The organism is Arthrobacter sp. AD-310, from assembly GCF_054656615.1.
Window position 1 is genome coordinate 33348 of sequence record NZ_BAAHNO010000032.1, and the last position, 14373, is coordinate 47720.

14 protein-coding genes are annotated in these 14373 nt (G+C 66.7%); 2 read left to right on the forward strand and 12 right to left on the reverse strand.

What is annotated here, in order from left to right; translation table 11 throughout:
* Positions 1 to 10 precede the first annotated feature (10 nt).
* From ACYQ1Z_RS17430 to ACYQ1Z_RS17450, 5 genes are all read right to left on the reverse strand, one after another.
* Entirely contained in the window at positions 11 to 172 is a 162-nt protein-coding gene (locus ACYQ1Z_RS17430; RefSeq protein WP_459793805.1) for a hypothetical protein, read from the reverse strand.
* Entirely contained in the window at positions 173 to 943 is a 771-nt protein-coding gene (hisH, locus tag ACYQ1Z_RS17435; RefSeq protein WP_459793806.1) for an imidazole glycerol phosphate synthase subunit HisH, read from the reverse strand.
* Positions 940 to 1566, reverse strand: a complete 627-nt coding sequence (gene hisB / locus ACYQ1Z_RS17440) for an imidazoleglycerol-phosphate dehydratase HisB (protein ID WP_133349866.1) — start codon at positions 1564 to 1566, stop codon at positions 940 to 942. The genes hisH and hisB overlap by 4 nt, the downstream gene beginning before the upstream one ends.
* A gap of 61 nt (positions 1567 to 1627) precedes the next feature.
* Entirely contained in the window at positions 1628 to 2746 is a 1119-nt protein-coding gene (locus ACYQ1Z_RS17445) for a histidinol-phosphate transaminase (protein ID WP_459793807.1), read from the reverse strand.
* Positions 2747 to 2826: 80 nt separating this feature from the next.
* The gene (locus ACYQ1Z_RS17450; RefSeq protein WP_459793808.1) at positions 2827 to 3219 is read right to left on the reverse strand and encodes a LysM peptidoglycan-binding domain-containing protein; all 393 of its coding nucleotides are present in this window, start codon (positions 3217 to 3219) and stop codon (positions 2827 to 2829) included.
* A 363-nt stretch (positions 3220 to 3582) separates the two neighbouring features.
* On the opposite strand from ACYQ1Z_RS17450, the gene lexA reads away from it, so the two are divergent.
* Positions 3583 to 4317, forward strand: coding sequence for a transcriptional repressor LexA (lexA, locus tag ACYQ1Z_RS17455; RefSeq protein WP_459793809.1), 735 nt, complete (start codon positions 3583 to 3585; stop codon positions 4315 to 4317).
* Between the two features lie 9 nt (positions 4318 to 4326).
* Here lexA and ACYQ1Z_RS17460 read toward each other — a convergent pair whose 3' ends face one another.
* Both ACYQ1Z_RS17460 and hflX read right to left on the reverse strand, forming a co-directional pair.
* A complete protein-coding gene (locus ACYQ1Z_RS17460; RefSeq protein WP_459793810.1) occupies positions 4327 to 6384 on the reverse strand; it encodes an ATP-dependent DNA helicase in 2058 nt (685 codons plus the stop codon).
* The gene (gene hflX, locus ACYQ1Z_RS17465) at positions 6377 to 7957 is read right to left on the reverse strand and encodes a GTPase HflX (protein WP_459793811.1); all 1581 of its coding nucleotides are present in this window, start codon (positions 7955 to 7957) and stop codon (positions 6377 to 6379) included. The genes ACYQ1Z_RS17460 and hflX overlap by 8 nt, the downstream gene beginning before the upstream one ends.
* 444 nt (positions 7958 to 8401) lie before the next feature.
* On the opposite strand from hflX, the gene ACYQ1Z_RS17470 reads away from it, so the two are divergent.
* Entirely contained in the window at positions 8402 to 9016 is a 615-nt protein-coding gene (locus ACYQ1Z_RS17470; protein ID WP_459793812.1) for a class I SAM-dependent methyltransferase, read from the forward strand.
* On the opposite strand, the gene dapF is transcribed toward ACYQ1Z_RS17470, so the two are convergent.
* From dapF to recA, 5 genes are all read right to left on the reverse strand, one after another.
* The gene (gene dapF, locus ACYQ1Z_RS17475) at positions 8997 to 9941 is read right to left on the reverse strand and encodes a diaminopimelate epimerase (protein WP_459793813.1); all 945 of its coding nucleotides are present in this window, start codon (positions 9939 to 9941) and stop codon (positions 8997 to 8999) included. The two genes, ACYQ1Z_RS17470 and dapF, sit on opposite strands and share 20 nt — an antisense overlap.
* Positions 9942 to 9994: 53 nt before the next feature.
* Positions 9995 to 10891 carry a tRNA (adenosine(37)-N6)-dimethylallyltransferase MiaA gene (gene miaA, locus ACYQ1Z_RS17480; RefSeq protein ID WP_459793814.1) on the reverse strand — a complete coding sequence of 299 codons (897 nt, stop codon included), beginning with the start codon at positions 10889 to 10891 and terminating at the stop codon, positions 9995 to 9997.
* A 3-nt stretch (positions 10892 to 10894) separates the two neighbouring features.
* Positions 10895 to 12454, reverse strand: coding sequence for a tRNA (N6-isopentenyl adenosine(37)-C2)-methylthiotransferase MiaB (gene miaB, locus ACYQ1Z_RS17485; RefSeq protein WP_459793815.1), 1560 nt, complete (start codon positions 12452 to 12454; stop codon positions 10895 to 10897).
* A 19-nt stretch (positions 12455 to 12473) separates the two neighbouring features.
* Complete coding sequence (locus ACYQ1Z_RS17490) at positions 12474 to 12986, reverse strand: regulatory protein RecX (RefSeq protein WP_459793835.1); 513 nt, start codon at positions 12984 to 12986, stop codon at positions 12474 to 12476.
* Positions 12987 to 13136: 150 nt separating this feature from the next.
* Positions 13137 to 14192: a recombinase RecA gene (recA, locus tag ACYQ1Z_RS17495; RefSeq protein WP_459793816.1), complete on the reverse strand. Its 1056-nt coding sequence runs from the start codon at positions 14190 to 14192 to the stop codon at positions 13137 to 13139.
* Positions 14193 to 14373: the final 181 nt, after the last annotated feature.

Here is a 14373-nt window from a genome sequence, read left to right on the forward strand (position 1 = left end):
GAAGCGCAGGTCAGTTGCCCGGCAGCGTCAGCAGGTAGGCGGCGAGCAGGGACATGCCCGCCAGTACGAAAAACGAAATTTGCGTCCACAACGGCTTGTGCTGCTGCCGGAAGGACAGGGCGCCACCCACAAGCAGGCCGGCGAGCCCCATCAGGACAACGGACCACCACATCTAGGCGGTGCCGCCGGGCTGTTCCCCCGGATCACCGGCCGGTGCCGCACCGGCGGCCGCAGGGCGGTGCAGGGCTTCCACCCAGTTGCGCAGCAGCCGGGCACCGGCGTCACCGGACTTCTCCGGGTGGAACTGTGTGGCGCACAGCGGCCCGTTTTCGACGGCGGCGATGAACGGGGCTCCGTGTTCGGACCAGGTCACCAGGGGCGGGGCCATCCGCGGCTGGATGACGTCGAAGTTCCATTCCTGGACGCCGTAGGAGTGGACGAAGTAGAAGCGTTCGTTCTCCACACCGGCGAACAGTTTGGAACCCTCCGGCACCTTAACGGTGTTCCATCCCATGTGCGGCACCACGTCCGCCGGCAGCAGTTCGACCTTGCCGGGCCATTCGCCAATGCCTTCGGCTTCGGTGCCGTGCTCGACGCCGGCTTCGAACAGCACCTGGAGGCCGACACAGATACCCAGGACGGGGCGCCCGCCGGCGACCCGGCGGCCGATCAGGCGGATCCCGTCCACGGCCTTGAGTTCGCGCATGACCGTTTCGAAGGCGCCGACGCCGGGAACAACGAGTCCGTCGGCGTTCAGGACGTCGTCCGGCTTGGCGCTGAGGACGACTTCTGCGCCGGCGCGCTCGAGGGCCCGGACGGCGGAGCGGACGTTCCCGGAGCCGTAGTCGAGCACGGTGACCGTGGGCTTGCCTTCCGGCGAGGGCAGTTTCCGGGAGGCGGACGGGTCGATGATGGCGCCGTCCTTCAGGACCTGGCCGCTCACAGTGCGCCCTTTGTGGAGGGGATGCCTTCCACCCGGGGGTCGGGCTCGACGGCGGCGCGCAGCGCACGGGCGAAGGCCTTGAATTGGGCTTCCACGATGTGGTGGGGGTCGCGGCCGGCGATCACGTTCATGTGAAGGCAGATGCCTGCGTGCAGGGTGATGGCTTCAAAGACGTGGCGGGTCAGCGAGCCGGTAAAGTGCCCGCCGATGAGGTGGTATTCCTGGCCGGCCGGTTCGCCGCCGTGCACCAGGTAGGGCCGGCCCGACACGTCGACGACGGCGTGGGCAAGGGCCTCGTCCAGCGGAACGGTGGCCTCGCCGAACCGGCGGATTCCCGCCTTGTTCCCCAGCGCGGTGCGGAGAACCTCACCGAAGGTGATGGCAACGTCCTCGACGGTGTGGTGGACATCGATGTGGATGTCGCCTGTGGCTTTGACCGTCATGTCGATAAGCGAGTGCTTGCACAGCGCAGTGAGCATGTGGTCGTAGAACGGAACGGAAGTGTCGATGTCCGAAACGCCGGTACCGTCCAGGTTGATCTCCACGAGCACCGAAGACTCACTGGTGGCACGCTCCATGCGTGCAGTCCTGGCCGCGGCCGTGTTCGATCCGGTGGAACTCATGCTCAGGTGTCCTTTGAGGGAGGAGGGGTGTGTGCGGGCGCGGGGCGCCGGTACTTCAAGTCTAGGCGGGAAGCGCAGCCTGGCTGGCAAGGATGCTTTCCAGTGAGGTGAGGAACGTTGTGGTTTCGGTCTCAGTGCCGGCAGTCACGCGGAGGTGGCCGGGGATTCCAACGTCGCGGACCAGCACGCCGGCGTCCAGCAGTTCCTGCCACACCTGGCGCGGGTTCTCCAGGCCGCCGAAGAAGACGTAGTTGGAGTCCGAAGCCGCCGGTTTGAGGCCCATCCGGGTCAGTTCGGCGACGATGCGGTCGCGCTGCTTCTTGATGTCCTCGACGTCCGCCATCAGCGCTTCGCGGTGTTCAAGCGCTGCCAGTGCGGTTGCCTGCGTGATCGCTGAAAGGTGGTACGGAAGCCGGACCAGGCGCAGGGCATCCGTCACTTCGGGCGCGGCAGCCATGTAGCCGAGGCGTGCACCGGCGAGGGCGAACGCCTTGCTCATGGTCCTGGAGACAATAAGCCGTTCCCGCCCGGGAAGGAGTGTCAGGGCACTGGGCGTTCCGTCGTGCGCAAACTCGTGGTAGGCCTCGTCGACGATCACGATGGTTTGGAATTCCGCTCCGGCCTCATAAACAGCCTCGACCACATCCAGGCCGAGTCCGGTCCCGGTGGGGTTGTTCGGTGAACACAGGAAAACGATGTTCGGCTGCAGTTCCTTGACCTGGCGGGCCGCCGAGGCTGCGCTGAGGCCGTAGCCTTCCTCGCGTTCGCCCTTGAGGTACCCGGTGTCCGTGCCGCTGGCCAGCAGCGGGTACATGGAGTACGTGGGCGGGAACCCGAGCGCGGTGCGGCCGGGTCCGCCGAAGGCCTGCAGGATTTGCTGGAGGACCTCATTGGATCCATTGGCGGCCCAGAGGTTCGACTCGGCGAGTCCGTGGCCGAGGTACTCGGCCAGAGCCCTCCGAAGCCGGGTGAACTCCCGGTCCGGATAGCGGTTAAGGCCTGCGGCCGCTTCCGAGACCGCCTCGGTGATGGCAGCCCGGACATCCTCCGGCACCCCATGGGTGTTCTCGTTGACGTTCAAGAGGATGGGAACATCCAGCTGCGGCGCCCCATAAGGGGTCAGCCCGCGGAGGTTGCTGCGGAGGGGAAGCCGGTTCAGACGCTCAAGCTGGTCGTTCACCCGAACAGTTTAGTGGCCGTTCCGACCACCGGAAAATGTGACAGTGAATGTTCGCGCAGGGCGTGCACCGCCGGCGGCGGTCAGCTGGTGGGAATGAACAGTTGCTGTCCGGGCTGGACTGCGGCCGCGGAGAGGTTGTTCAGCTGCACGATCTCAGCGACAACGTCGCGGGCATCGCGTTCCGGCGCCACGGTGCCTGCAATGGCCCACAACGACTCCCCGGGCTGGACGGTCACGGTGACGGTTGGCGTCACCATGATGTCCTGCGCCGAATCGGAAGCCTTGGCGGGAGAGTTGAAGAAGCCGGCAAGCGACAGCAGCAAGGCCGCCAGCAGCACCAGCGGGATGCCGATCAGGACGATCTTGCCCCGGCGCGTAAGGCGCAGCGGGGGCAGGGGCGCCGTTTGCGACTGCTTTGTGGACCTGCCGGAAACGCGTGGCCCCTTGGCCTGTGGTGCGGATATAGCTGACATGGACTGAGCCCTCCTGGACCGTGTGTACTGCCCGTTATGCCTGGTGCTGCCGGAAATGCCTGACGCTGCCGGAAACCCTGCTTCCTGCCAGTAAAGGCCGCCCCACCGACATTCCGGCGACCTGTTCGAACTGCAGCAGCAGGAGTAGAACACATATTCGAATAACGCTTTTTTAGTTTTAGCATCTTTCGACGAACCTTGTCGAGACTCGCTAGAACAAATGTTTGAAAAAGCCAAGTGGCTGGCCTAGTTTTGAAGCAAGAACAACCACCCTTGAAGTTGATCAGCAGGGTCTGACATTCAGGGGTGCAACTCAGTCCGGCGCCGTCGCAAGCCCGGTGGCAACCGAAAGGCATGGCGAATATGGCAGCAGCAGCCACCGGGGGAAGGGCACCCGCGCAGCCGAAAAAGACTGCAAGGGGGCTGACTCCCCGGCAGAAGAAGATTCTGGAGACCATCCAGCGGTCGGTGAACGAGAACGGCTACCCGCCGTCCATGCGCGAGATCGGCGATACCGTTGGCCTGGCGAGCCTTTCCAGCGTCACTCACCAGCTCTCCCAGCTGGAGAAACTCGGCTACCTCAGGAGGGACCCGAAGCGGCCGCGTGCCATGGAGGTGCTGATGCCGCTGACGCTGGACGCGGGGACAGCAAAGCAGGCCCAGGCCGCTCCCGCCCCGGGCGGAGACTCAACCGCCACCGTGACCGGGCTGCCCACCGCCGTCGATACCGCCATGGTGCCTCTCGTAGGCCGGATTGCCGCGGGCGGTCCCATCCTGGCGGAGCAGGTAGTGGAGGACGTTTTGCCGCTGCCCCGCCAGCTGGTGGGACAGGGTGAACTGTTTATGTTGAAAGTTGCCGGCGATTCGATGGTGGACGCGGCCATCTGCGACGGCGACTGGGTGGTGGTGCGGCGCCAGGCAGACGCCGCCAATGGGGATATCGTGGCCGCCCTCCTGGACGACGAAGCCACGGTCAAGACGTTCCGGCAGCGCGACGGCCACACCTGGCTGCTTCCGCAGAACACCCAGTACGAACCCATCCTCGGCGACCACGCCACCATCATGGGCAAGGTCGTATCCGTCCTGCGGTCCCTGTAACCGCAGCTTTTAACCGCTTTCCCGGGCCAACCGCTCCAGGGCAGCCACCGCCGTCTTCCGGTCGGTCGTGGCCCAGAACGGGGGCAGCGCTGCGCGGAGGAACCCTGCGTAGCGCTCGGTGGCCAGGCGGGAGTCCAGCACAGCCACCACGCCTTTATCGCCCGTGGACCTGATCAACCGTCCTGCTCCCTGGGCCAGCCTGATGGCGGCGTGCGTTGCGGAGACGGACATAAAACCGTTGCCGCCTGCCTGAGCTACTGCCCGGGACCGTGCGGTCATCAGGGGATCGTCCGGGCGGGGGAAGGGGATTCGGTCGATCACCACCAGCCGGCACGATCCGCCGGGGACATCCACCCCCTGCCACAGGGACATGGTGCCGAACAGGCAGGTGTCCGGCTCATCCGCGAACTGTTTCACCAGGGCTGTCATGGTCGAATCCCCCTGGCACAGGACCGTGATGCCCAGTTTCGGCCGCAAAGCCTCTGCGGCTTCCTCGGCGGCGCGCCGGGACGAAAAGAGGCACAGCGCCCCGCCGCCAGAGGCGCGGATGAGGGCCTCTAGTTCAGCCAGCGATTCCGGCGACGAACCGCGGCCCGGCTTGGGCAGGTGCCCCGCCACGTAGAGGATGCCCTGTTTCGGGTAGTCGAACGGGGACCCGACGTCCACTCCGGTCCAGCCGGGCGCGCCCTCGCCCACCAGGCCCAGGCCGCCGGCGGCAGGCTCGAATGCCGAGCCTATGGCGAGTGTTGCGGACGTCAGGATGACGGTGTGCCCGGCAAACAGTCCTTCGCGGAGCCGGCCGGCAACGGACAGCGGTGCGATATTGATCAGGACCGGCGCGGCTTCGTCCGGTTGCGAGTATCCCTGGCCCGGTTCGAAGGTGCCCGCGCGGGAAAACCAGACCACTTCCCTGTTTTCCCGCGCGGCGAGGAGCCGTTCACACAGTTCCAGGATGAGCATCAGCCTGGACCGGGCAAGCTGCCGCCCGCCGTCGGCCGCGTTGCTGCTGTCCCCCTTTGAATCGGACAGCGCCGCGCGGCAGGCGTCCCGCAACTGGTCGATGCAGTCCAGCTGCTCGTCGTTCAATCCGTTGGGCAGGAGCCCGTTCTGCACGCCCGTGAGTGCGAGTTCGAGATTCGCGGCGGCGGCGTTCAACGCGTCAACGGTGATGGCGGTGTGCTTTCGGGCGCCGGCCGCGGCGGCATGGACCATGGCCACGGAGAGCTGGCCGGATACGGCGCCCGTGACCCGGTCCTGGAGTTCGTGGGCTTCATCAACCACCACAACGTCGTACTCCGGCAGCACCGCGAGGCCCTCGAACGCACTGACGGCAAGCATGGCGTGGTTGGTTACCACAACGTCCGCTTCCGCCGCGTCCTGCCGGGCGAGCTCGCTGAAGCATTCCTCGGCGAGCGGGCACTTCTGCGCTCCCAGGCACTCCATGGAGGTCACCGAGACCTGCCGCCAGGCGCGGTCCGTCACGCCGGGCAAGAGCTCGTCACGGTCGCCGGTGGCGGTCTTCTCCGCCCATTCGCGCAGGCGGACCACCTCCCGCCCGAGCTGTGATGACGGGCCGCCCACTGTCGCAGCGAAATGTGGAACGCTGGTGTCCTCCCCCAGCGAGAACAGTTGCCCTTCGGACGGTTCCTCCGAGGGGAATCCGCCTTCGAGCTTGTGCCGGCAAACATAGTTGGACCTGCCCTTGACCAGCGCCACCTTGACGGGCCGGTCGAGGGCAGGAGTGATGGCTTCCAGGAGACGCGGCAGGTCCCGGCCAACGATCTGGGTCTGCAGTGCCAGCGTCGCCGTGGACACGAGGGCGGGCTTATTGCTTTCCAGGGCGTGGGCGATGAGCGGCACCAGGTAGGCAAGGGACTTTCCGGTGCCTGTTCCGGCCTGCACAAGCAGATGGTTTCCGGTTTCGATGGCGCGTGCCACCTGCCTGGCCATTTCGTGCTGCCCGGAGCGGCTCTGCCCGCCCATCGCCGCGACGGCCCGGTCGAGCAGTTCGATGGCGAACTGCCCGCCGGCTGTCTCCGTGGCTTCGCGGGCCACGGATTCAGTCATCGCTGGCGAATTGTTCCAGTTCGGCGGCCAGGCCTTCGCGGACCATGACGACGGCCCGGGTCCCGGATTCCACATGGTCGACGCTGATGATCTCGGCGTCGGATTCGTGCAGCTTGCTGATCAGGTCACCGCGGTTGTAGGGGATGAGCAGTTCCATCTTGACGCTGGGCCGCGGGATGGACTCGCTGATCACCTTGAGCAGCTCGGAGATGCCCTCGCCGGTGCGTGCCGAGACCACCACGTGGCGTGGTTCGCGCTGCTTCAGGCGCTCCACCACAAAGGGGTCCGCGGCATCAGCCTTGTTGAGCACGATGATCTCGGGCACCTTGCGGGCGTCCACTTCGCTGAAGACCTTGCGGACCGCCGCGATCTGCCCTTCCGGGTCCGGGTGCGAAACATCCACCACATGCAGGATCAGGTCCGCGTCCGCCACCTCTTCCAGTGTGGAGCGGAAGGCCTCCACCAGCTGGGTGGGCAGGGACCGCACGAAGCCGACGGTATCGGCCAGGGTGTAGCCCAGGCCGTCCGCGGTTTCGGCCTTGCGGACAGTGGGGTCCAGCGTGGCGAACAGCGCGTTCTCCACCAGGACGCCGGCGTCCGTGAGCCGGTTGAGCAGCGAGGACTTGCCCGCGTTCGTGTACCCGGCGATGGCCACGGACGGGACGGCATTACGACGGCGGTTCGCCCGTTTGGTCTCGCGGGCCGGCTTCATCCCGGCGATCTCGCGCCGCAGCTTGGCCATCCGGGTACGGATCCGCCGGCGGTCCAGCTCGATCTTCGTTTCACCGGGACCACGGGAGCCCATGCCGGCGGCGGCGCCGCCCACCTGGCCACCGGCCTGGCGGGACATCGACTCACCCCACCCGCGAAGGCGGGGAAGCAGGTATTCGAGCTGGGCCAGCTCGACCTGTGCCTTGCCTTCCCGGCTCTTGGCGTGCTGGGCGAAGATGTCGAGGATGAGCGCGGTGCGGTCGATGACCTTGACCTTGACGATGTCCTCCAGGCCGCGCCGCTGGGACGGGGCCAGTTCGGCGTCGACCACCACGGTGTCCGCGCCGGTGGACATCACGATGTCCTTGAGCTCAAGGGCTTTGCCGGAGCCGAGGAAGGTTCCGGGGTCCGGCTTGTCCCTGCGCTGGACCAGGCCGTCCAGGACTTCCGATCCTGCTGTTTCGGCCAGGGCCGCGAGCTCCCGGAGCGAGTTCTCCGCGTCCGCGAGGGTCCCGTCGGACCACAGCCCGGCGAGCACCACGCGCTCCAGTCGCAGCTGGCGGTACTCAACCTCGGTGACGTCTTCAAGTTCGGTGGACAACCCGGCTGTACGCCGCAGAGCCCGCCGTTCCTCAAGGTCCTGCTGGTCGCCGTCGTAGGTGCTGTGCTCTTCGTCGAGGCTGGAAATTGCCTGGGCCCGGCCCAGAACCGCCTTGCCGGTTGCCGCGTCATCGGTGCGGAACGTGCCGGACTTTTTCCCCGGTACGTCCTTGGAGAGGATCCGGTCGATAACAGCCTGGATCTCTGCCGGGCTCATATCCGGGGCGGCCGGCTCGGAACCGGTGTTGTGCTGGCTGGTCATGGTCTCCTTTGAGGGTTCGGCAGTTCCAGAATAGTGCCGAATGCTGGTCTCTGGTGAAGTATTCGCGCTGGGCTGACGGCCTGCGGTCATGCGTTCTCCTGTGGTCGTGGTCCCGCCGGCCCTCTAGCGGGCAGGCGGAAGCTGGTGCCGCTTCAAGCGGCGGACAAGGGTAATGCCGGAGTACGGCGAACAGACCAGCAGGATGCTGACTTTCGAGTTGTCCGGCTGCCGGAAGGCCGACGGCGGGCGTCGGGTCCGGTGCACAAGCGGAAGGTTCAAGAAAAACCTGCGTCGCTGCGGGACAGGCTGTCGGAAGACGACAGCGGCGGGGACGGGCGCGGCCCGTGCCTGCTACTCGAAAATCAGGAACATGCCTTCCAGCGTAGCAGAGGCCCCCGCACGCAGTTTCCCATTACGCTGCAAGGGGAACTACTCTGGCCAGTTATGGAGTCAGCACACTATTTCAGCTCATCCCCCGCCGGCCCCTTCACCCGCAAGCCCCTGACGGTTGAGCTGGCCGGTGAAACGCGCAGGCTGCAGACTTCCACCGGCATCTTCAGCCCGGACGGCATCGACAAGGGCACGGCCGTCCTGCTGGCCGAAGTCCCCGCGCCGGCCCCCACCGGGAACCTGCTGGACATCGGCTGCGGCTGGGGTCCGATCGCCCTCACCATGGCTTTGCGGGCGCCGCACGCCAGGGTGTACGCCGTTGACGTCAACGAGCGGTGCATCGCCTTGACCAACGAGAACGCCGCCGCCCTGGGGCTGGACAACGTTATCGCCGGTACACCCGAGTCGGTGGACCCGGAAGTGCGCTTTGACACCATCTGGTCCAACCCGCCCATCAGGATCGGCAAGGACGAACTGCATTCCCTGTTGAAGCTGTGGCTTCCGCGGCTCGCACCGGGCGGAGCAGCATGGCTGGTTGTCCAGAAGAACCTGGGGTCGGATTCCCTTCAGCGCTGGCTCGCGGCCGAGCTCGACGATTCGTTCACGGTGACGCGCGAATCGACGTCGAAGTCGTTCCGGATCCTGAAGGTCAGGAAAGCGTCCCGCTAGCGACGATCACGGCCGGGCCGCTGAGTTCCACGTGTTCGTGGCCGCCCGGTCCGGCGAAGAACTTCACGCCCACTACCCCGCCGGGGACGTGGACACGCCAGGTGTCGGGGGCTTCCGCTCCGGCCCAGTGGCGGATGGCGACGGCGGCAGCGCAGGCTCCGGTGCCGCAGGACTGGGTTTCCCCGACGCCGCGCTCGTGCACGCGCATGGTGACCGACCCGACGCCGTCGTGCACCAGCGGCTCGGCCGGGACGACGAATTCGACGTTCGTCCCGTGCGGGGGAACGGGTTCCACGGCGGGCGCGGTGAAGAGCCTGGTGGCAGCGAGTTCGGAGAGTTCGGCGAGGGCCACCACCGTGTGCGGGTTGCCCATGCTGACGGACAGGGCGGGCCGCGGAACCTCGAGGCCATCGGCGCTGACCAAAGAGTCCATCGCCTTGGCCGTGGCCTCGCCGGGGAAGATGAACTCCCACGGGCCCATATCCACGGCGTAGTCGTCGTCGGTGCGGACAACGGTCTTCGCGCCACCGCGCGTGCCGATGGTGAGGGCACCGCCGTCGGGCAGGTCGATCAGGCCTTCCGCGCGGAGAAAGTGGACGAACACGCGGACCCCGTTGCCGCACATCTCCGACAGTGACCCGTCACCGTTGCGGTAGTCCATAAACCACTCCGCATCCGGGTTCGTGGCCAGGAGTTCCTGCCCTTCGGGGAGCAGGCGCGAAGGGACGGCGCGGATGAGGCCGTCGCCGCCGATGCCCCGGTGCCGGTCGCAGAGCCCTGCCACCTGGCTGGGCGTGATCGTGTGCACGCCCTCGGGGTCCGCCACCAGGACAAAGTCGTTCCCCGTTCCGTGTCCCTTGGAAATGCGCAGTCCGCCCAGGGCGCGAAAGGCGGGTCCGGTGGTCTCAGCGAGGGTGGCGTCCATGCTTCCAAGGTTACCGGCCGGGCCGGGCACCCCCGAAACCGGGATCCGGGGTGTCAGCGGCAGAGCGCTGCGGCGCGCTCCACCAGGTGGGGGTCCTGCCAGTCGAGCCAGTCGATGCGGGGGTCGGCCCGGAACCAGGTCAGCTGGCGGCGGGCGAACTGGCGGGTGGCCACAATCGTGCTTTCAGCCGCCTCCGCGACCGTGGCGTCGCCGTCGATGACCTGCAGGAACTGCGCATAACCGAGCGCCCGGCCGGCCGTCCTGCCCTGGCGCAGGCCCTGGGCATCCAGGCGGCGGACCTCCTCTAGCAGGCCTTGGTCCACCATGGTGTGCACGCGCAGGGCCAGCCGCTCATGGAGCACCGCGCGGTCCACGCTAAGGCCGAGCTGCACGGCGGGCTGGAAGTACTCGCGGGTGGGCATGAAGGAACTGAAGGGCCTGCCGGTGAGCTGGTGGACTTCGAGGGCGCGGATGATCCTGCGGTTATCGGACACCCGTTCCGCCGACGCCGGGTCCACCGCGCGGAGCCGGGCCAGCATCGCGGGTGTGCCCTGCTCCGCGAGTTGCGCCTCAAGTTCGGCGCGGAGCTTCGGGTCGGTGCCGGGGAAGTCCAGGACATCCAGTGCCGCGCGCACATAAAGCCCCGAGCCGCCCGCCAGGATGGCCCGCTTTCCCCGGGCGTGGATGTCCCGGATGACGGCCCGTGCCTGCTGCTGGAAGTCCGAAACGCTCGCTTCCTGTGTCACGTCGAGGGTGTCCAGGAGGTGGTGCGGCACTCCCCGTCGCTCGGACATGGTGATCTTTGCGGTGCCGATATCCATGCCGCGGTAAAACTGCATGGCATCGGCGTTGACCACCTCACCGTCCAGTTCCAGCGCAAGGTTGACGGCGAGGTCGGACTTGCCTGAACCGGTGGGGCCGACGACGGCGATGACTGGCGGGTGCCCCACCTGTCAGCGGGCGCGCAGCGGCAGTGAGGGCATGCCCAGGGAGACACCCTTGCCGGCGCCCGCGGGTCCGGGCGCGGGCGCCCCGCAGGAGTCCGCCTGGGACCTGTCCCAGGCGTCACCGGCCCGGGAGCGGCGCAGGCTGTAGTCCCCGGGAGCGGGGTCGGCGATGAGGTGGAAGGCAGCGGCTTCGGTGATGGTGACGGTGACCAGGTCGCCGGGGCGCGGTGCGGGCGCACCCTGCGGGACGGAGAAGTGGACCAGGCGCTGGTCCTGGGACCGGCCGGACAACCGGTGCGTTTCCTCTGCTTTCCGCCCGGACTGGGCGGTGACCATCACTTCAACCTTGCGGCCGAGCTGCTTGCGGTTCTCTTCCGCGGCGATCCGGTCCTGCAGGGCGGTGAGCCGTTCAAAGCGTTCCTGGACGACGGCTTTGGGCAGCTGCCCGGGGAGGTCTGCGGCCGGGGTACCGGGCCGCTTGGAGTACTGGAACGTGAAGGCAGTGGCGAACCGGGACTTTTCGACGACGTCCAGGGTGGCCTGGAAGTCCTCTTCGGTCTCCCCCGGGAAGCCGACGATGATGTCGGTCGAGATGGCGGCGTGCGGGATCTTGTCGCGGACCTTGTCCAGGATGCCGAGGAATTTGGCAGACCGGTAGGAGCGCTTCATGGCGCGCAGGATGCTGTCCGAGCCGGACTGCAGGGGCATGTGCAGCTGCGGCATCACGTTGGGTGTCTCGGCCATCGCGTCGATGACGTCGTCCGTGAATGCGGCCGGGTGGGGGCTGGTGAAGCGGACCCGTTCCAGGCCCTCGATAGCCCCGCAGGCCCGCAGGAGTTTCGAGAAGGCCTGGCGGTCTCCGAATTCCACGCCGTAGGAGTTCACGTTCTGGCCAAGCAGGGTTACTTCGATGGCTCCGTCATCAACCAGGGCCTGGATCTCGGCGAGGATCTCTCCGGGGCGCCGGTCCTTTTCCTTGCCCCGCAGCGAGGGGACGATGCAGAACGTGCAGGTGTTGTTGCAGCCCACCGAGATGGATACCCAGCCGGAGTAGACGGAGTCGCGTTTGGTGGGCAGCGTGGACGGGAAGACGTCCAGGGATTCAAGGATCTCGAGCTGTGCCTCGCTGTTGTGGCGGGCACGGTCCAGGAGTGCGGGAAGGGCGCCGACGTTGTGGGTGCCGAAGACGGCGTCCACCCAGGGCGCCTTCTTGAGGATTGTTTCCCGGTCCTTCTGTGCCAGGCAGCCGCCGACGGCGATCTGCATCCCGGGGTTTGCAGCCTTGACCGGCGCGAGGATGCCGAGGTTTCCGTAGAGCTTGTTGTCCGCGTTTTCCCGGACGGCGCAGGTGTTGAACACCACCACGTCCGCCTGGTCTCCCTCAGCCGGCACGTAGCCGGCGTCCTCCAGCATGCCCGCCATGCGTTCGGAATCGTGCACGTTCATCTGGCAGCCGAAGGTACGCACCTGGTAGGTGCGCGGCTGCTCGCCGGCGGCAGGAAGGGCGGACCCGGGCTCCGTGATGGGATGGGCTCCGTTAAGGGGGGAAGGAATGGTCAAACTCACCTGTTAAGGGTACCGGGTGTTACAAGTAGGGCGCCCCCAGCCCGTCCGGCCCGGTTCGGAGGTCCGGCGCGCTGTGGGCATCCAGGACGTCGCTGACAATCCGGAAGGCCTGGGAGGGCTGGTAACCCTTGCGGGCGAGCATGGACGCAAGCCTCCGGACCGTTTTATCCCGCTCCGCCCGGTCGGTGAGATCGGTGCCGGGCCGCAGTTTTCGTTCCACCAGGATCCTCGCCGCGGCTTCTTCGTCATCGTCGGACAGCTGTTCGAGCGCGGCGGCGGCAGTCTCCTGGTCTATGCCTTTCTCGGCGAGTTCCCGGCGCAGGGCCCCTTTGGCCAGCTTGCGTGACTGTGCACGGCTGCGCACCCACATCTCCGCAAACTCCGCGTCGTTGATAAGGCGGACTTCCTGGAACTTGTCCAGGACCGCTTCCGCGACGTCCTCCGGGATGTTCCGTTCAGCAAGTTTGCGGGCAAGCTGGTGCCTGCTCTTGGCGGCGGCGGTCAGCTGGCGGTAGACGATCGCCTGGGCCACGGACACGGGGTCGGGTTCGGAGTCTCCGAACCCGGGCGCGTCGGGATGGTCGAGCCCGTCCGCCGGTTCACCGGTGGGCGTGGCGGACCTGCCCCGTCCGGAGCGGCCCCGCCTGCCGCGGGGCCGCTCCTGTTCCTGTCCTGTCAACTGCTAGAACCCGTCGACGGCCTTCAGCTTCGGGGAGTCTTTGGACTCGGCCTCTGCCGGCTTCACGCCGACACCCAGCTTTTCCTTGATGAGACGTTCAAGTTCGGCTGCGAGCTCGGGGTTGTCGCGCAGGAAGCGCCGCGAGTTCTCCATGCCCTGGCCGAGCTGGTCGCCGTCGTAGGTGAACCAGGAGCCGGACTTCTTGATGATGCCGTGCTCCACGCCCATGTCGATAATGCCACCCTCACGGGAAATGCCCTGCCCGTAGATGATGTCGAATTCGGCGACCTTAAAGGGCGGGGCCATCTTGTTCTTGACGATCTTCGCCTTGGTCCGGTTGCCGACGGAGTCAGCGCCTTCCTTCAGGGTCTGGATCCGGCGGACGTCGATGCGGACGGACGCGTAGAACTTCAGTGCCTTACCACCCGTGGTGGTTTCCGGGGAGCCGAAGAACACACCGATTTTTTCACGCAGCTGGTTGATGAAGATGGCGGTGGTCTTGGTCTGGCTCAGGCGGCCGGTGATCTTTCGCAGCGCCTGGCTCATGAGCCGGGCCTGGAGGCCGACGTGGCTGTCGCCCATGTCGCCTTCGATCTCCGCCCGCGGCACCAGGGCCGCCACGGAGTCGATGACAATGATGTCCAATGAGCCGGAGCCGACCAGCATGTCCATGATTTCCAGTGCCTGCTCACCGGTGTCCGGCTGCGACACCAGGAGGGCGTCGGTGTCCACGCCAAGCTTGGCGGCGTAGTCCGGGTCCAGGGCGTGCTCGGCGTCGATGAACGCAGCAATGCCGCCATTCCGCTGGGCGTTGGCGACGGCATGCAGGGCGACGGTGGTCTTACCGGACGATTCCGGACCGTAAATTTCAATGACGCGGCCGCGGGGCAGGCCGCCAATTCCGAGGGCAACGTCCAGGGCGATGGAGCCGGTGGGAATGACTTCGATCGGGGCACGGACTTCGTCGCCCAGGCGCATGACCGAGCCCTTGCCGAACTGCTTGTCAATCTGGGCCAGCGCTGCTTCCAGCGCTTTTGCACGATCCGGGGCTGCCGCCATGGTTGACACCTCTAATGCTTTCTCGATGGTGGCCTTCGCGGCCGTTTATTGGTCATCTCTGACGCTACGGGGACCCACTGACATTCCGGCCGGATAACGACGGCTATGTGGATAACCCGCTACGAAAAAGCATAGCTTTATCCGAACAGGTATTCGAACCGCCGGTGCGGCGTGTCCCCCG